The sequence below is a fragment of the Jiangella alba genome, from assembly GCF_900106035.1.
GTDB lineage: Bacteria > Actinomycetota > Actinomycetes > Jiangellales > Jiangellaceae > Jiangella > Jiangella alba.
In genome coordinates this window covers 267,838-284,592 of sequence record NZ_FNUC01000002.1, presented here as the reverse complement: position 1 = coordinate 284,592, position 16,755 = coordinate 267,838, and the positions used below count along the sequence as shown (strand labels likewise).

11 protein-coding genes are annotated in these 16,755 nt (G+C 75.8%); 3 read left to right on the top strand and 8 right to left on the bottom strand.

Translation table 11 applies throughout. From position 1 onward, the window contains the following. Window positions 1-51: 51 nt before the first annotated feature. From BLV02_RS02625 to BLV02_RS02610, 5 genes are read right to left on the bottom strand one after another with little or no spacing between them, the layout of a single operon-like run. Window positions 52-4,452, bottom strand: coding sequence for an alpha-(1->3)-arabinofuranosyltransferase (locus BLV02_RS02625; RefSeq protein WP_069114153.1), 4,401 nt, complete (start codon window positions 4,450-4,452; stop codon window positions 52-54). Further along, a complete protein-coding gene (locus BLV02_RS02620) occupies window positions 4,449-5,189 on the bottom strand; it encodes a class I SAM-dependent methyltransferase (RefSeq protein ID WP_069114154.1) in 741 nt (246 codons plus the stop codon). Before BLV02_RS02620 ends, BLV02_RS02625 begins: the two co-directional genes overlap by 4 nt. Window positions 5,190-5,232: 43 nt before the next feature. Beyond that, window positions 5,233-6,477 (bottom strand): glycosyltransferase family 4 protein, encoded by a 1,245-nt coding sequence (locus tag BLV02_RS02615; protein ID WP_216094504.1) that lies wholly within the window; start codon window positions 6,475-6,477, stop codon window positions 5,233-5,235. Window positions 6,478-6,494: 17 nt separating this feature from the next. Next, entirely contained in the window at window positions 6,495-6,638 is a 144-nt protein-coding gene (locus tag BLV02_RS36220; protein ID WP_157524295.1) for a hypothetical protein, read from the bottom strand. Between the two features lie 31 nt (window positions 6,639-6,669). Continuing rightward, on the bottom strand, window positions 6,670-8,565 hold the full coding sequence (locus BLV02_RS02610) for an MmpA family trehalose lipid delivery protein (RefSeq protein ID WP_069114156.1): 1,896 nt from the start codon (window positions 8,563-8,565) through the stop codon (window positions 6,670-6,672). Between the two features lie 142 nt (window positions 8,566-8,707). On the opposite strand from BLV02_RS02610, the gene BLV02_RS02605 reads away from it, so the two are divergent. Both BLV02_RS02605 and BLV02_RS02600 read left to right on the top strand, forming a co-directional pair. Next, the gene (locus BLV02_RS02605) at window positions 8,708-9,238 is read left to right on the top strand and encodes an ATP-binding protein (protein WP_069114157.1); all 531 of its coding nucleotides are present in this window, start codon (window positions 8,708-8,710) and stop codon (window positions 9,236-9,238) included. Beyond that, the gene (locus BLV02_RS02600) at window positions 9,235-9,795 is read left to right on the top strand and encodes a DEAD/DEAH box helicase family protein (protein WP_069114158.1); all 561 of its coding nucleotides are present in this window, start codon (window positions 9,235-9,237) and stop codon (window positions 9,793-9,795) included. Before BLV02_RS02605 ends, BLV02_RS02600 begins: the two co-directional genes overlap by 4 nt. 52 nt (window positions 9,796-9,847) lie before the next feature. On the opposite strand, the gene BLV02_RS02595 is transcribed toward BLV02_RS02600, so the two are convergent. Next, window positions 9,848-12,646 carry a hypothetical protein gene (locus tag BLV02_RS02595; RefSeq protein ID WP_074946078.1) on the bottom strand — a complete coding sequence of 933 codons (2,799 nt, stop codon included), beginning with the start codon at window positions 12,644-12,646 and terminating at the stop codon, window positions 9,848-9,850. Then, the gene (locus tag BLV02_RS36215) at window positions 12,643-13,257 is read right to left on the bottom strand and encodes a hypothetical protein (protein ID WP_171906856.1); all 615 of its coding nucleotides are present in this window, start codon (window positions 13,255-13,257) and stop codon (window positions 12,643-12,645) included. Before BLV02_RS36215 ends, BLV02_RS02595 begins: the two co-directional genes overlap by 4 nt. Window positions 13,258-14,151: 894 nt before the next feature. Between BLV02_RS36215 and BLV02_RS02585 the strand changes: the two genes are divergently transcribed. Next, a complete protein-coding gene (locus tag BLV02_RS02585; protein ID WP_069114161.1) occupies window positions 14,152-15,381 on the top strand; it encodes a lipopolysaccharide biosynthesis protein in 1,230 nt (409 codons plus the stop codon). Between the two features lie 13 nt (window positions 15,382-15,394). Here the strand turns inward: BLV02_RS02585 and BLV02_RS02580 are convergent, their stop codons facing one another. Then, the gene (locus BLV02_RS02580) at window positions 15,395-16,645 is read right to left on the bottom strand and encodes a lytic transglycosylase domain-containing protein (RefSeq protein WP_141711794.1); all 1,251 of its coding nucleotides are present in this window, start codon (window positions 16,643-16,645) and stop codon (window positions 15,395-15,397) included. Window positions 16,646-16,755: the final 110 nt, after the last annotated feature.

The window sequence follows — 16,755 nt, the reverse complement described above, 5'->3', positions numbered from 1 at the left end:
GACCACCGCCGGGCGCGGCCCCGGGGCGGCACGGGGGCTCCTTGCGTGAAACTACCCTCCGCGCCGGGTCCGTGCATGCGACTCGGCAACATCGCCCCCGATCAGCGGGGCCTCCTCGGGGTCGAGCATGGCGTCGATCCGGACGTACTCGTCGTCCTCGGCGACGGTGCCGGGGCGCTGCCAGGCGACCGAGCCGATGACGGCGAGGGCGATCGCGATCAGCACCAGCCCCTGCGCGAGCCCCGAGTGGGCGCCGGGCGACGGGCCGGGCCAGGGTTGCAGCGCGACGACGATCCCGGCGAGCAGGACGGCGCCGGCGGCCAGCGCGGGCGCGAGCCGGGTCAGCCAGGGGCGGCCCGGACCGGCCAGCAGCACGACGGCGCCGACGGCGGCCGCGGCCAGCCCAGCCGCCCCGCCGAGCAGGACGAGGACGGCGGCGCCGAGAAGGATGACCGGCGCGGCCCGCTGCCGGCGATGCCGGGCCAACGGCCGAGCCGGCGGCCGGGACGGCGACGGCGACGGCGCGCCGGCGGAGAGCGGCACGGTCCGCCGCGCCCGCCGTCCGGCATACGCGGGGACGGGCTCGCTCGGCGCCCGCTGCGTGGGCACGGACGACGGCGCCGGCGGCACCCGGGTGCCCCGCCACGCCAGCACACCGACCACCAGCACGGCGCCGAGCCCGGCCAGCAGCGCCCACCGGTACGGCCGGTCCGGCGCATACGTGAGCTCCACCACCCCGGCCGCGCCGACCGGCAGCACGAACCCCTGCGCCCAGCCGTCCAGCCGCACCGGGTCCAGCGTCTCGCCGTCGAGGCTGGCCTGCCAGCCGGTGTTGAGGTTCTCGGTGACGGCGAGGACGGCGGGCTCGTGGCGGGCCGGCACGACGACCTCGCGCTCCGCCGCGTCCCACGTCTGCACCGTCACGTCCAATGACGGCGACGGCGACGGCGGCCCGTCCACCGGCCGCAGCGTCGCCGACTCCGGCCGCAGCGCACCGGTCGCGCGGACGACGACGTCCACCGCACCGGCGTCGAGGGCCACCGGCCCGGACCCGTCGCCGCAGGGCAGCACGTCGAGCCGCCGCCCGCGCAGGAGGTCGCCCACGGTGGCCTCGACCCGCGTGGTCACCCTCGACCCGCCGACGTCCAGGGTCGGCCCGTCGCCGCACGCGATGGCGACCGGGCGCGACTCGTCGACCGGCAGCCGCAGGTCGTCGGCGCCGAGCACCTCGACCTCGGACAGACCGGCCGGCAGCACGGAGCGCAGCCCGAACGCCGGGTCGCGGTCCTCGACCTCGGCGACCTCGACGATCGTGACGGTCAGCTCGTCGGTCCGCACCGGCTCGGGGAACGTGACGACGCCGTCGCCGTCGACGCCGGTCTGGAACCGCGCGTCGCCGGCCCGCACCTCGACCAGGCTGGGCCGCGACGCCGCGAGCCAGGGCTCGACCTCCAGCCGCAGCCCTTCGACGGTGCGCCGCGGCCCCCAGGTCAGCGTCAACGCCGGCGACTCGTCGTCGGGCGCCGCGACCCAGCCGGTGCCGGGGTCGCGGTCGACGGCGGCCTGCGGGCGGCCGAGCGGGTCGGCGACGGCACGCGAGCTGGCGGTCGCGACGATGCCGTCCGGGTCGGGCGCGAGCAGTTCCTCCAGCGACCGGCCGGGCCGCGGCCGTGCCGTCAGCTCCGCCTCGTACTCCGCGGCGGCGGCCAGCTCGGTGCTGCGACGCAGGTCGCGGTTCTCCTCGCCGGGCCGGGCCAGCTGCCCGGCGCACCGGGCGACGCCGGTGTCGCCGGAGGTGGTGGCGACGCACTCGCCGCGGCGGCCGTCGGCGACGGCGAAGACGAGCGTGGCCGGCGCCGGTTCGCCGGATGCCGCGCCGCCGAGGTCGGCCGCCGTGACGGCCGGCGCGGCCAGCGTCCGGCGCACCTTCAGGTCCGGGACGGCCAGCTCGCGGATGCCGACGCCGCTGACGGTGCCCTCGCCGACGGCGACGACGGTCACCCGCAGCGTGGTGGTCTCGCCGGACGGGACGGCGAGCACCTGCGCGCCGTCGCCGGGGCTCAGGTCGCTCTCCAGGATCCCGGTGTCGGTCTGAACGGCGACGCGCTGCAGCGGCGCGCTGACCGGGCCGCCGGTGAGCGGCGTCAGCTCGACGGACGGGACGCGGCGCGGCTCGTCGAAGGTGAGTTCCAGCCACTGCCCGGCGGCGCTGCCGTACTCCCCCGACACCCAGCTGGTGCCGAGGTCGCCGTCGACGGCGGCCCACGGCGAGTTCTCGGCGCCGCGCGCCATGGTGGCCCGCGGGTCGGCGCCGGACGACGACGCCGTGACGTCCGCGACGCCCGAGACGACGGCGACGGTCTCGCGCGCGGCGTCGTCACCGAACGGCAGGAAGTCGCGGACGAGACGGCCCAGCCCGCCGGACTCGTCCGCCCGCAGCACCTCGGTGACGTTGTCGCGGCTGGCGCCGAACCAGACGGCCCGGCGGCGCAGGCCGTCGGTGACGACCGGCACCGGGTGCGGGTCGGCGATGCCGGCGCCGTCGCCGGCCACGAACGCCGCCCGGCCGTCCAGCAGCCCGGCGTCGCCCGCCGTCAGCAGCGACTCCGGCCCGCCGGACATCCGCAGCGTGCCGTCCAGCGGGTAGGCGGCGACGCGGTGCTCCTCGGTCTCGGGGTCGGCGATCGCGTAGACCTCCACCGCCGGGTACCGCACGTCCAGCCGGGAGTCCGAGGCCGCGCCGGGGTCGTCGGTGGCGCCGGTCTTCGGGCCGAACGTCGCGACGCGCTCCGCGCCGGGCAGGTCCGCGATGGCCTGGTGGACGAGCGCGGCACGCGGCGCGTCGGTGCGGGACCGGTCGAGGTCGTTGCGGACGACGAGGTGGCTGACGCCCGCGCGGCGCAGCGCGTCGACGACACCGGCGCCGCCCTCGCCGGCCGCGAGCCGCGCCTCGACCGCGTCGAGCAGCCTGATGTTGCCCGCCGACGACAGCGGGACGGAGTCGCGCACCGCCCACGGGGTGTCGCCCAGCGCTTGTAGCGGCTCGTCGCGCGGCGCGCCCCAGGTGTACTCGGCGAACGACGTGCCCGGCACCAGCAGCGCCCGCCCGGTGCCGGCGTTCTCGTCCAGCCAGTCCGACGCCTCGTGCCAGTAGTCCGGGATCGCGTCGTACGAGCCCGCCTGCGGCAGCCGTCCGGCCAGCGCGGGCGTCGCCACCCCGGCGATCACCACCACGGCGAGCCCGACGACGAGCACCCGGAACCGGCGCACCGAGATGGCCGGCACCCGCAGCATCGCCAGCGCGTGCGCCAGCCCGAGCGCGAGCGGCAGCCGCAGCACGACGTCGAACTTGTGCACGTTGCGGAACGGCGCGAGCGGGCCGTCCAGCAGCTCGCGCACCGTCCCGGCCAGTGGGCCGGCCGCGGCGCCCAGGTACCCCGCCGACACCAGCGCCAGCCCGGCCACCGCGCCGGTCAGCAGCACCCGCCGCCCGGGCATGTCCCGCCGCGCCAGCCCGCCCAGCCCGATGGCCGCGATCAGCACCGTGTGCAGGATCAGCACCGGCTCGCTGGCCAGCAGCCAGCCGGCCGGCCACTGCGGTCCGCCGGCGACGGAGAGGTAGGACAGCCAGTGGTCGTTGCCGCGCAGCACCTCGATCAGCGACGTGTGCTGGGTGGTGTTGCCTGCGGTCTCGATCCAGTCGAGGAACGGCGGGCTGTGCGACCCGAGCAGCAGCAGCGGCACCCACCACCACACCGTCACGGCCGCGCAGCAGCCCACCCACCACGCCGCGAACCGCCACCGGCCGGGCCACTGCGGCGCCAGCAGCAGCCACAGCCCGGCGGGCACGACGGCGGCGGCGGTGGCGGCCGCGTTGACGCCGCCCATGCAGAGGACGGCCAGGGCGGACAGCGCCGCGTTGCGCACGACCGGGCCGCCACGCCAGGCCCGCACCAGCGGGATCAGCGCCCACGGCGCCAGCGCCGTCGGCCACGCCTCGACCGACACCGCGCCGAGCGACACCAGGATCCGCGGCGCCAGCGCGTACACCAGGCCGCCGAGCAGCCGGGTCCAGGAGCGGCCGACGCCCAGCTCGCCGGCCAGCTTCACGACGCCGAGGAACGCCGCGACCAGGATCAGCGACCACCACAGCCGCTGCACCGCCCACGCGGGCAGCCCGGCGACGTCGCCGGCCAGGTGCAGCGGGCCCATCGGCCACAGGTAGCCGTAGGCCTGGTTCTGCAGCTGCCCGAACGCGGCGGCCGGCTCCCACAGGTGCAGCGCGCGTTGCAGGAAGCCGCCCGGGTCGGCGGTGAGGTCGAGCTTGGTGTCCGGGACGATCTGCCCGGGCGCCTGCCGGAACGCCAGCGCGACCAGGCCGAGGCAGCAGACGACGAGCTGGACCCGCCACGCCGGCAGGCGGCGGCGCGGCGCGCTTCTGTGGGCGGTCATCGGCGGCGCAGCACCACCGCGAGGTTCCACGTGGCCAGCTCGCGCAGGCCGGGCACTCGGACGACGCCGCGCGCCCACCACGGGTGGTAGCGCGGGAACGCGTCGAGCAGTTCGCCGTGCGGCGTGTGCCGGGCCCACAGCAAAGCGTCGGCGACGGAGACCGGGAACAGGCTGGCGCCGAAGCGGTTCTTCGGCTCGTGCCCGTGCCGGCGCCGGTACCGGCGGGCCGCCGACTCGCCGCCGAGGTAGTGCCACGGCGCGGTCTCGTGCCCGCCCCACGGCGACAGCCAGACGGTGAACGAGAGGTAGACGACGCCGCCGGGACGGGTCACGCGCAGCATCTCCTCGGCCATCGTCCACGGGTCCGGGACGTGCTCGAGGACGTTCGACGAGTAGCAGACGTCGGCGGCGGCGTCGCGGATCGGCAGCGCCATGCCGCTGCCCATGACGGTGCCCGGCTCGGGCCGGCCGCGGGCGGACAGCTCGCCGAGGTCGCTGTCGACGGAGACGTACCGGGCGCCGGCCCGGCCGAACGCGGCCCGGAAATAGCCCGGGCCGCCGCCGACGTCGAGCACCAGCGCTCCCCGCAAATCGGCATAAACGGACAATTGCGTAACCGAGTCAGCGGCCAGCGTGCCATAGAAATGGTCGGGGTCACGCTGCTCGGAGAGAAATGCCCGAAATAGCCGGACCGAACGGCTCAGGGTCGCCCTGTCGCGGGATTCGGTGAGGAGCACGTCCGCACATTACGACAAATACCGTGGCGCTCGGGCCGAATCGTCACGACTGGCGGAAGAACGGACCCGCTTCGGCTGTGACGGGCACCCGGTGCGGGTCGAGCGCGACGCCGGACGTGGCCGCGCGGATCCGGCGGGCGGACCGCTCGGCGGCCTCCTCGGCGACGGTGCGGCGCAGCAGCGCGTCCCACGAGCGGACCGTCTGGTCCCAGGTGAACGTGGCGGCGCGGGCGGCGGCCGCCCGGCCCAGCGCGGCGCGGCGGACGCCGTCGGAGAGCAGCTCGTCGGTGGCCGCGGTGAGGCCGTCGAGGTCGTCGGCGAGCAGGCCGGTGGCGCCGTCGACGATCGACTCCGCGAGGCCGCCGGCGCTGCGGTAGCCGATGGTGGGCACCTGATGCTGGGCCGCCTCGACGACGGTCAGCCCCCAGCCCTCCTTCACCGACGGCGCCAGCATGAGCCAGCTGCGGGCCAGCTCGGCGTGCTTGGCCCGCTCGTCGACGAAGCCGAGGAAGTCGGTGATGTCGTCGACGCCCAGCCGCTTCGCCTCGGCCGTCAGGCGGTCCGACCACCAGCCGTCGCCGATGACGCTGACCCGCAGGCCCGGCCGGCTCGCCCGGAGCCGGGCCGCGACCTGAAGGGCGTGTTCGACCCGCTTGTGCGGCACCAGGCGGCCGAGGACGCAGATGCGCGGCTGGTCAGAGCGCTGCGTCGTGGTCGCCGGTGCCGGCGCGGTGCCGTTGTGGACGACGTCCACTCGCCCGGGACCGACCCCGAGCGCGGCGAGTTCCGTCCGGGTGATCTCCGAGACGGTGACGTAACGGGAGTCGCGGTAGACGCGGGGCGCGAGCCGCGACTCCAGCCACCAGCCCAGGCGGGCGGTGGCGGGGCCGTAGACGACGCCCCACTGCTCGCGGTGGACGTGGTGGACGAGGACGACCACGGGGCACCGGACGGCCAGGCGGCTCCAGAACGGAATGCCGTTCTGCACATCGACGATCACGTCGGGCCGTCCGAGTGCCCCGCTGGCCAGCATCCGGACCGCGTGCGCGTAGACGGTGAACTTCCCGCCGCGCCGGATGATCCGGTAGCCGTCGCGCCGCTCCACCTTCGGCGCGCCCGGATGGGCCGCACAGAAGAACGTCACGTCGTGCCCGGCGGCGGCCAGGCCCGCGGCGACGTTCTCCACGTAGCGTTCCGAGCCGCCACCCTCCGGGTGGGTGGTGTCGCGCCAGTTGAGCAGCACGACGCGCAATGGGCGCGACTCGACCAGGGTCTCTGGAGAATGCACGGTGTTGTGAGGCGACGTCAGTTGTCGTCGTAGTTGATCAGCTCTTCGTGACTGACGTCGTCCGCGTCGCTCGGCTGGCTCACGTTCACGGCGGTGACGACGGTCAGCCCGGCGAGCACCACTCCCACAATGGCGGCGACAACGCCTCCGAAATTGCCCATGAACTCTGGTACTCCTCGAGCGGTGCGGAAATCACGACTCTTGGGAGCGTAACGACCGCCGTCTGCGGGAGAAGGCGTTTCGGGCAACATCAGCCGATGCGACGGCGAGAATGACCGAAAAGACGATATCGGCGACGATGACTGGTGGAGCGGGCGGAATGCGGGTCCATGTGCCGATGTCGCCGGGAACGCGATAGAGGTCGAACGTCCCGTTGATTTCAACCGATTCGAGCGATTCGAGGAGTCCGTCCGGGACGGTCCCCGGGGTGTCCCGCTCGACGGCGACCCAGCCCACGCCGAGGGCGGCCAGGTCCCCGGCCGCGTCGTCGGCGTCGAGGGCGGCCGCGACCTCAGCGGCCCGGCGGTCCTCCCCCGGCACCACGTTGTCGCCGACGGGCAGCGCGTCGGGCACCACGACCTCGGCGTCGAGGTAGCGCGGCGCGGGGTCGAGCACCGTGCGGTCACCGGCCCACGGGAACCGGCGGAACGGCTGGTACGGCAGCACCACGACGTCGCCGTGCCCGGCGTCGACGGCCGCCCGGACGTCGGCCCAGGCGGCCGGGTAGTGCGACGGCTCGAGCCGGCCGGCCGCGCCCCAGACGAGGTCGGGCAGCGCGGCGACGGGGAGCAGCGCCGCGGCCAGCGCGACGGCGGCGGCGGACCCCGCCCGGCCGGCGGACCCCGCCCGGCCGGGTGGGCCACCCACCCTACGGGCGGGCGCCGACAACGTCGTGCGCCGCGCGGCGGCACGGTCCGGCTGGGCGGGCACCGACGACGGGTTGCGCCGCGCGACGATCCCGGCCAGCCGGGCGGCGCCGGCGGCCGCGGCCAGCGCGACCAGCAGCGCGTACCAGGCGAGGAACTTCTGGCCGTCGCGGATCAGCCCGCCGCCGGGCACCTCCGCCACCAGCCACTCCAGGACGGCGTCGCCGCCGGGCAGCGCGCTGCTGAACGCCACCACGAGGCCCGCGGCGGCCAGGGCGGTGAGGACGACCAGTTCGGCCCGCCCGAGGTGGCGGCGCAGCTCCGTCGCGCCGAACGCCGCGAGCGCCAGCAGCACCACCGTCAGCGCCAGCGCCGACGGCAGCGCGCGGCTGTCGGGCACCGCGCCCTCGTTCCAGATGCCGCCGAGCGTCAGCAGGCTGCCGAGCAGGCCGAGCGGCGAGTCGGATGTGGCGGCGAACGCGGCGACGCCGGCCGGATCGGACACCGCGGGGTCCGGGCGCAGGACGGACGGGACGATCCACGGCGCCTGCAGAGCCAGCACGGCGACGGTGCCGGCGACCCGGACCCGCCGCGGGTGCCGGCCGCCCGGCACGAGCACGAGCAGGCCGAACAGCGCCGCCGCGAGCAGCCCGCCGGTCGGCGTCAGCGCGGACACCCCGACGAGGAGGACGGCCGGCGCGAGGGCGGACGTGCGGCCGCGGCGCACCCGGCGGCCCAGGATCAGCAGCCACGGCAGCGCGGCGTACGCGATCAGCGTCGGCCAGTGCCCGATGACCAGCCTCTCGAACACGTAGGCGTTCCACGCGTAGGCCGACGCCGCGACCAGCCGCGTCCCCGTCCGGACCGTCGGCAGCGCCAGCCCGGCGCCCAGAGCCGCGCCGAGCACGATGCCGGCCAGCGCCAGCTTCTGCAGCAGCTGCCCGGTGAGGACGGAGTCGAGGATCGCGACCGCGGCGTCCAGCGGCACCGCCCGCGGCACCGCGCTGCTCAGCCCCACGGACGACGGCAGCAGCCCCTGGTCGGGCACCGCCACCATGTCGTAGGACAGCACGTAGCCGGGCGCGGCCAGCGGACCCAGCATGGCCGCGGTGAGCAGGGCGCACCACGCCAGCAGGATCCAGTCGCCGCGGTGGGCGCGACGGTGCTTCGCGCCGCTCTCGGGCGGAGCGTCGGCGCCGGCGACGGTCTGCGGGGCGCTCACACCTGCTCCTCCCCCGCAAGATCGACCTTGCTCGCGAGCATAACCGGCACGGCCGCGGCGCATGGGGCGAATCGGCCAGGTCGATCGCGGCCGCCGGAAAACCCGTCGCGGCCCGGCGCCGCCGGCTCCTATCGTGGCCGCGATGACCGCTCCCGCGACGCCGTTGCTCTGGCTGTGCGGCGCCTCCGGCGTCGGCAAGTCCACCGTCGGGTGGGAGATCTTCCGGCAGCTGTCCGAGGCGGGGGTGCGCAGCGCCTACGTCGACCTCGACCAGCTCGGGCTGTGCTATCCGGCGCCGGACGACGACCCCGGCAACCACCGGGTCAAGGCGGCGAGCCTCGGGCGCACCTGGCCCGCGTACCGCGACGGCGGCGCCAGCTGCCTGATCGCGTCCGGCATCGCCGAGAGCCGCCAGGTCGTGCGCGCCTACGCCGCGCAGGTTCCCGGCGCCGCGCTGACGGTGGTGCGGCTGCGGGTCTCGGCCGCCGGGCTGCGGGAGCGGATCGTGCGCCGCGGCTGGATGGTCGAGCTGGCGGACCGGGCGGTCGCCGAGGCGGCCGAGCTGGACCGCGCCGATGTCACCGGCCTGCGCGTCGACACCGACGACCGCTCGGTCGCCGAGGTGGCCGCCCTCGTCCGCGCGGCGGCCGGCGGCTGGCCGGTGCCGGCATGACGGCGCCCGGGCTGTGGGTGTGCGGGCCGCGGGGCGTCGGGAAGTCGACCGCCGGTTTCGCGCTCTTCCTCGACGTGCTGCGCTCCGGGGTGCCGGCCGGTTACGTCGATCTCGCCCAGATCGGCTTCCTGCGGCCGGCTGCGCCGGACGATCCGGACGGGCACCGGCTGCGGGCGTGCAACCTGGCCGGCGTGTGGGCGGCGTACCGGGCGGCCGGCGCGCACTGCCTGGTCATCTCCGGCGACGCCGACCAGCCCACGATCGCCCGGTACGCGGCCGCGGTGCCGGACGTCGCGCTCGCGGTCTGCCGGCTGCGGGCCGAGCCGGCGACGCTGCGGCAGCGGCTCCGGCTGCGCGGCGAAGGGCGTGGGCCGGCCATCCCCGGCGACGAGCTGCGCGGCCTGCCGCCGGCCGAGCTCGACGCGCTCGCCGCTGAAGCCGCGACGCCGCTTGGCGACGGGGGCGTCGCCATCGACACCGACGGCCTGACCGCCGACGAGGTGGCCGGACGGGTCCGGGCCGCGTTCGGCGGCTGGCCCGGCTCCGTCGCCTCCTGATCCCTGCCGTGAGACAGGGCGGCCGCCCGGGGGGTGGACGGCCGCCCTGGATTCAGGCGCGGCGCCGGCGCACCAGCGTCGCCGCGGCGGCAGCGGCCGCGAACACGCCCAGCGCGAGCACGCCGCGGGTGACGTTGCGGCCGCCTTCGCCGCTCACCTCCGGGATCTCGTACGTGAACGCGGTCTTCAGCGTCGCGCCAGCCGGTGCGCCGTTGACCAGCGCCTCGTTCGTCGCGCGGTCGGCGCCGGCCTCGAGCAGGGCGTACCGGGTGCCGAAGTCGGCGGCGGTCTCCTGCCCGGCGTCGGCCAACTGCGACGCGCCCTCGGTCGACAGCCGCTGGGCGCCGTCGACGAGCTGCGGCGCGCCCTGGGCGGCCTGCAGCAGGCCGTCGTAGATCTGCACCGACCCGTCGGCGGCGGTTTCCAGGCCACCGGCCAGGACGCCGGCCCCGACGGCGGCCTCGTCGGCGCCGTCGGCCAGTTGCCCGGCACCATCGGCGATCTGACCGGCACCGTCGGCCGCCGCGTCCGCACCGTCGGCCAGCTGACCCGCGCCGTCCTCGATCTGGCCGGCTCCGTCGGCGGCGCCGCGGGCGCCGTCCTCCAGTTGCCCGGCGCCGTCGGCCAGCCGGCCCGCGCCGTCGGCCGCCGCCTCGGCGCCCGCCGCCAGCTCGCCGGCGCCGTCGGAGATCCGCAGGTTGCCGTCGTGCAGGTCGTGCGCGCCGTCGGTGAGCTGCATGAGCCCGGAGATCAGGGCGTTGCCGCCGGCGATGATCTGGTCGACGCCGTCGCTCAGGCCGTTCACGCCGCCGCGCAGCGTCTCGTCGGCGGGGGTGTCGTCAGGCTCGCCGACACCGCCCTGCACCGACCCGACCACGCCGCTGACCAGCTGCCCCACACCCTCGTCGAGCAGGTTCAGGCCCTGCAGCAGCCCGGGCTCGTCGCGGGGGCAGACGTCGGCGGAGCGGTTGGACAGCCCGCACTGCAGCCGCACCAGGCCGCGCAGCACGCCGTCGCCGCTGGTCAGCGCCTCCTCCAGGGTGTTGAGGCCGCCGTACAGCGTGTCCTGGTCCAGCGGGTCGTCCGGGTTGGCCAGCCCGGTCTGGCCGTCGGCCAGCTGGTCGCGCAGGGTCGTCAGCACGGTCTGCGTCAGCTCGTCGACGTCGTAGCCGACGACCGGCCGCAGCGCGCCGAGCACCGCCGCGTTCTCGCCGTAGCAGGCCGCGTTGAACCCGCTGGTGCGCTCGGTGAGGATGTCGTTGAGCACCAGCACCGCGCAGCCGATCCGCTGGTACGCGCCGGGCTCCGAGGCGGACTCGTGGTAGACGCCCTCGGCCATCTGCCGCAGCGCCGGCACCGCCCGCTCCTGCAGCCCCACCCGGATCTCCTCCAGCCCGCCGAGCAGGGTGCCGTCCTCGTCGGTGTCGCCGATGCCGGCCCGCAGCCGGTCGATGCCGTCGACCAGCGGCCGCGCCTGCTCGGGCAGCCCGCCGATGCCGTCGTACAGGCGGGTGAGCCCGGCGTCGACGCGGTCCAGGCCGGACCCGACCTGCTCCAGCCCGCCGATCAGCTCGGGCGCGCGGTCGCCGGCCGTCTCCAGGCCCGCGGCCAGCTGGCCGGCGCCGTCGGCGGCCGCGGCGGCGCCGTCCTCCAGCTGCTCCGCGCCCGGCGCGAGCCGTCCCTGCAGCCCCGCCGCCAGCTCCTCGCCGCCGTCGGCCAGCTGACCGGCGCCGGGCACCAGCTGCTCCGACAGCCCGTCGGCCAGCACGCCGGCGCCGTCGGCCAGCCGCTGCGCTCCGGGCGCCAGCTCACCGTTGACGCCCTGGTAGAACTCGTTCGCGCCGGCCCGCAGCTCGCGCGCTCCCGGCGCCAGCTGGTCGCCGAGCCCGTCGGCCAGCTCGCGGGCGCCCGGCGCGGCCTGGTCGGACAGCCCGGTGCTCAGCTCCTGCGCGCCGTTGCGCAGCTGGATCAGCCCGCCGAGCAGGTCGGCGGCGCCGTCACGCAGCCGCAGCAGGTTCTCGTCGATGGTCATGGCGCCCTCGGTGAGCGCGGCGCCGGACTCGATGCCGCCCTCGTACCCGGACACACCGGTGGCGTAGGTCGGGCTGTCCAGCGGCGACACCGGCAGCGCCGACAGCGTCGCCCGCGGGATGACGCCGTCCTCGATGATCGCGGTGTAGCCGAACTCCTGCTCGGCCGAGCCGATCGGCGGGAACAGCGTCAGCGCGTACGTCAGCCGGGTGCCGCCGCGGCCGTCGCCGCCCATGTTCGCCTCGCCGGAGCGGACGCTGGTGAACGACGACGGGAGCGTCGTGGTCATCGTCCCCACCATCGGGACGTAGACCTCCTCCTCGGTGGTCACCATGGTGCCGGTGCCGTCGTCGTACTGGATCTCGCGCGGCTCGCCGGTCTCGTTGACGACTCGGTAGCGCACCTCCAGCTCGCCCGACTCGCCCACCACGTCGCCGGCGTCGACGACCTCGCCGTCGAGCCGGTACTCGACCTCCACCGACAGCGGCAGGTCGCCCGCGAAGTCGGACACGGTGCGCCGCCGCTGCTCCCCGTCGACATCGGTCTGCAGCAGCGCCTCGCCGTCCTCGGTGTCGGTGCCGCCGAAGCCGTCGAGGTTGCGCAGGCCGTCGGTGGTGACGGGGTTGCGCAGGTCGACGCTGCCCGTGCCGGTGAGGTCGAGCTGGTCGTAGACGCGGGCGCGGTCGACGCCGCCGTCGGCGTTCAGGTACACCTGAACCGTCTCCGTGTTCGTCACGTCGACGTCGGCCGCCGCCGTCGGCGTGGCCACGAGGGCGAGGGCGACGGCGCCGGCGGCCGCCACGGCGATCCGGCGGCTCATCGCAGCGCCCTTTCCCAGAACGGGCCCCGGACGGTCTCGCCGTCGGGTTCGGGCTCGGGTTCCGGACCGACCGCGTCCGGTTCGTCGTCGGAGGAGTACCTGCCGCGTTCGCGGGCCCGCTCCTCCTCGATGGTGTTGCCGAGGAACACGGTGGCGAGGAACCCGAACGCGGCGGCCAGCAGCACCGTCGTCAACGCCGTCGGCGACGTCTCGACGAACTCCGGCGGGGCGGCCGTGTAGGCGACCTCGTACGAGCCGACCACCGCGGCCGCGCCGATCAGGAACGACCACAGCGGCAGCCGGCCGGACGTCAGGAACGCGATGAGCAGGCACGCCAGCACCACCAGCATCGCGGCGACCCCGCGCCCGGCGGACGTGTCCGGCAGCCAGGCGGCCCGCAGCGCGTAGCCCAGCCACGCCAGCACCGACCCCGCCAGCAGCCCCGCCGCCCGCTCCCACGGCTGGCGGTCCGGCACCACGCCCGCCGCGCCACCGAGCGCCGCCCCGAGCAGGGCGACGTGTTCCAGCTCCAACCCGAGCCAGTCGCCCCCGAAGACCAGCACGCCGGTCGCCACGGCCAGGAACACCCCTGGCAGGAAATAGCCCCTCATCGCTTCCTCTCCGGCGGACGTCCACGGCCACCGTCATCGATGAGGAGACTTCTTACCAGCCAGTAACAAGATGCGCCAGTACTTTGGCCAAGAAACTTGGTCATGCAAGAACAACCGGGCAGATGGGACACCCTGCGCTCCGTTGGCTGGCCGCCGTTCCAACGCTCGGGACGACGAGGAGTGGCAGACGGACCGCCCGGCGCCGTCACCGGTGACGACCTCCGTCCGTCATGATCATCAACCTTTTGAGCTGCTATGCCGACCGAAAAGGTGGACGGTAGCGGCGATGACGCGTTCACCAGCGTTCTTGCCGTCAGTCGTCGGACTGACGGACAGCCCCGTTCGCGGCGCGAGGTTGTCGGTGCCCGCCCGTAGGGTGGGCCCCACCCGGGCCGGGAGGGGTCGACCTACCACCGAGCGACCCGGCGGACGCAAGGGCGAACCCACCAGACGGCGGCCGGCGCACCACGACCCGAGCGGAGCCGGCAGCCGCTGCACCAGCAGACCCGGCAGCGGCCAGCGAAGCACGCGCCGAGCGGAGTCTGTAGCCAAGAACCCGCCCACGACCCGGCAGCGGCCGGCGGACCGGGACCAGGAGCGGAGCCGGTCGCCAAGAATCCACCCACGACCCGCCACCGGCCGGCGAACCAGAAGACCAGCAGGCCCAGAAGCCGGGCCCATCTTTCAGCCGGCCCCCCTGACGCTGCCTGAACGGGGGCGCGGGCGGCCGGGTCAAGCGGTCCTCCGACCGCGCGAAGCGCCACACCAAGAGGTCCGCTCAAGGCGGCCTCCCGCGCCCAGACCATCGAGAGCAGCAGGGGTCAGGCACAACGCAGCGAACCCAACCCACGAGTGCCCGGCGAACCACGGCGACCGACCTGGCACGATAGGCCCGTGCTGCAGCTCGCGAGACGCCTGCTCGGTGCCGGGCGCGGCTCCGCGGGGCTGCTGGCCCTCGGCACCAGCGCCGCCAACCTGCTCGGGTACGCGCTGACGGTGGCCGGGGCGCGGCGGCTGGGGCCGCACGAGTTCGGCGCGTTCAGCGCGCTGCTGGCGCTGATCATCGTCGGCAACGTGGCGGCGCTGGCGGTCCAGGCGACGACGGCGCGGGCGGCGGCGACGGGGCGGCCGGTGGCGCCCGCGGTCCGGTCCGGGCTGGTGCTCGCCGTCGTCATCGGGGTCGGGCTGGCGGCGCTGAGCCCGCTCGCGGAATCGGCGCTGCAGCTGCCGTCGCCGGCGCCGGCGGTGGCGGCGGCGGTGGCCATCGCGGCGCTGACCGCGACCGCGCCGCCGCTGGGGATCATCCAGGGCCGCGAGCGGTTCGGCCTGCTGGCCGCGCTGGTGCTGGTCCAGGCGACGCTACGGGTGGGCGGCGGGCTGGTCGGGATGGCGCTGGAGCCGACAGCGACGAGCGCGCTGATCGGCATCGCGCTCGGCTTCGCCGCCGCGGGCGTCGTCGCGTGGCTGGTGGCACGGCCGTCGTCGCTGCGGGGCGGGTTCGCCGTCCGGGCGACGCTGTCGTCGGGCGCGATGCTGCTGGGCTTCGTCGTGCTCACCAACATCGACGTGATCCTGGCCCGGCACGTGCTGCCCCCGGAGGTCAGCGGCCTGTACGCGGCCGGCTCGATCTTCACCAAGATCGCATTCTGGCTACCGCAGTTCGTGCCGATGCTGGCCTTCCCCGCCCTCTCCGACCCGGCCCGCCGCCGGACGGCGGTCACGCTCGGCGTGGCGGCGGTCGCGGTCAGCGGCGCCGCGCTGACGCTGCTGTGCTGGCTGCTCGCGGGCCCCGCCGTCGACCTGATGGCGGGCATGTCGTACCACGACGTCGTGCCGTGGGTGCCCGGGTTCGCCGGGCTGGGCGCGCTGTACGCGCTCGCGCACCTGCTCGTGTACGCGCACCTGGCGCAGCGCGACCGCTGGACCACCGGCGTGCTGTGGGTGGTGCTGGCCGGCTACGTCGTCGCCGTCGAGGTGTGGGCGACGACGCTGGCCGGCGTGCTGGTGCCGGGGCTGGTCGCGGCCGCGCTGATCGTGCTGTGGGGCCTCGCCCGCGAACGCCGCGGCACGCCGGCGAGCGGCGACGCGGCACGCGCGGCCACCACGACGCCGCCGGCCGGCTGACCGGCCGGACGGCTCAGCGCACGCCGAGCCGGCCGAGCCAGCGGCGCCGGCTGGTCGTGCGCGCGGTCGGCGTCGCGGTGTTCGGCGTCTCGGCCGCGGTCGGCTCGGGCGACTCATCGGACGGCGACGGCGAGCCGGTCATGTCCGGCGGCTCCGTCGACGGGTCCTCCGTCGGCGGCGTCTCGCAGTCGGGGTCGATGACCTCGCCGGTTGCCGGATCGACGCCCGTGCCGTCGTCAGGGCACTCGCCGTCGGGCTCCTCGACCGGAGGCTCGGTCGGATTCTCCGTAGGCGTCTCCGTCGGGGTCTCCGTGGGCGTTTCGGTCGGAGTCTCCGTCGGGGTCTGCGTCGGCGTCTCGGTCGGAGTCGGAGTCGGCGTGGGGGTGGGCGTGGGCGTCTGTGTCGGAGGCCGCGTGGGCGTCTCCGTCGGGATCTCGGTGGGAGGCGTCGTCGGCGGAGTCGTCGGCGGGGTGGTCGGCGGCGTCGTGGGAGGCGTCGTCGGGGGTGTCGTGGGAGGCGGGGTGTTCGGCGGGGTCGTCGGCTGCGGGTCGGGCGGCGTGGTGGGCGTCGGGCTCGGCGAGCCGGACGGGTTCGGCGCGTCGTTCGACGGCGGCGGCAGCGCCGGACCGGCCGGGCCGGGGCCCGGGGTGTCGGTGACGTAGCCGTTGCCGTTGTCGTAGGCCCGGATCCAGGACATCACGTTCTCGACGTACGCGCTGGACGGGTTGTAGCGCAGCAGCGCCGCCCGCAACTGCGCCTCGTCGGCGAGGTTGCCGCCGCCGGCGCACAGGTACTTCGCGGCCGCGACGGTGGCGTCGAAGACGTTGTGCGGGTCGACGACGCTGTCGCCGTTGCCGTCGGCGCCGTACGCCTTCCAGGTGCCCGGGATGAACTGCATGGGGCCGACGGCGCGGTCCCAGACGGTGTCGCCGTCCCAGCGGCCGCCGTCGCTGTCGCCGATGGACGCGAAGCCGTTGCCGTTGAGGGCGGGGCCGACGATGCGCGGCACGACGTCGCCGTTGGCCGCGACCTGACCGCCGTTGGCGTGCCCGGACTCGATCTTGCCGATGCCGGCGAGGATCTCCCAGCGCATGCCGCAGCCCGGGTTCTGCAGCGTCAGCTGCGCCGCGGCGTTCTGGTACGCCTCGAGCACGATGCCGGGGATGCCCAGGCCGCTGGCGAGGGTCTGCGCGACGACACCGGCCGACGGCGTGGAGCCGACGATGAAGCCGGCCGCGACGGCCGCCGCATTGTCGGCGACCACCGTGACCGAGGCCTGACCGTCAGTCGGATCGCTGGAGATGATGGCGTCGCCGCGGCCCTGATAGATGCCGTCGGAGCCGTCGTCACCGGGATAGTCGGACGAGGAGACCA

Bases quoted from the DNA above. Each gene is read 5' to 3' on its own strand.
- BLV02_RS02600 (WP_069114158.1), top strand. From the start codon at position 9,235: ATGACGGCGCCCGGGCTGTGGGTGTGCGGGCCGCGGGGCGTCGGGAAG.
- BLV02_RS02625 (WP_069114153.1), bottom strand. From the start codon at position 4,452: ATGACCGCCCACAGAAGCGCGCCGCGCCGCCGCCTGCCGGCGTGGCGG.
- BLV02_RS36215 (WP_171906856.1), bottom strand. From the start codon at position 13,257: ATGAGGGGCTATTTCCTGCCAGGGGTGTTCCTGGCCGTGGCGACCGGC.
- BLV02_RS36220 (WP_157524295.1), bottom strand. From the start codon at position 6,638: ATGGGCAATTTCGGAGGCGTTGTCGCCGCCATTGTGGGAGTGGTGCTC.
- BLV02_RS02595 (WP_074946078.1), bottom strand. From the start codon at position 12,646: ATGAGCCGCCGGATCGCCGTGGCGGCCGCCGGCGCCGTCGCCCTCGCC.
- BLV02_RS02605 (WP_069114157.1), top strand. From the start codon at position 8,708: ATGACCGCTCCCGCGACGCCGTTGCTCTGGCTGTGCGGCGCCTCCGGC.